Annotated in this window: 1 rRNA gene; it reads left to right on the forward strand. The window is 53.5% G+C overall.

Annotation, left to right across the window (positions count from 1 at the left end):
• A 23S ribosomal RNA gene (locus tag ACEQFP_RS17510) occupies positions 1-736 on the forward strand; the annotation flags it as partial.

Here is a 736-nt window from a genome sequence, read left to right on the forward strand (position 1 = left end):
TCAGAAGTGCGAATGCTGACATAAGTAACGATAAAGCGGGTGAAAAGCCCGCTCGCCGGAAGACCAAGGGTTCCTGTCCAACGTTAATCGGGGCAGGGTAAGTCGACCCCTAAGGCGAGGCCGAAAGGCGTAGTCGATGGGAAACAGGTTAATATTCCTGTACTTGGTGTTATTGCGAAGGGGGGACGGAGAAGGCTAGACCGGCCGGGCGACGGTTGTCCCGGTTTAAGCGTGTAGGTGTGATGACCTGGCAAATCCGGTTATCTTTAACACTGAGGCGTGATGACGAGGCACTACGGTGCTGAAGTGGTTGATGCCCTGCTTCCAGGAAAAGCCTCTAAGCTCTAGATAACACTGAATCGTACCCCAAACCGACACAGGTGGTCAGGTAGAGAATACCAAGGCGCTTGAGAGAACTCGGGTGAAGGAACTAGGCAAAATGGTGCCGTAACTTCGGGAGAAGGCACGCTGGCATGTAGGTGAAGTCCCTCGCGGATGGAGCCGAAGCCAGTCGAAGATACCAGCTGGCTGCAACTGTTTAATAAAAACACAGCACTCTGCAAACACGAAAGTGGACGTATAGGGTGTGACGCCTGCCCGGTGCTGGAAGGTTAATTGATGGGGTCAGCCGCAAGGCGAAGCTCTTGATCGAAGCCCCAGTAAACGGCGGCCGTAACTATAACGGTCCTAAGGTAGCGAAATTCCTTGTCGGGTAAGTTCCGACCTGCACGAATGG

The sequence above is a fragment of the Edwardsiella sp. A.80236 genome (assembly GCF_044540725.1).
Classification (GTDB): domain Bacteria; phylum Pseudomonadota; class Gammaproteobacteria; order Enterobacterales; family Enterobacteriaceae; genus Edwardsiella; species Edwardsiella tarda.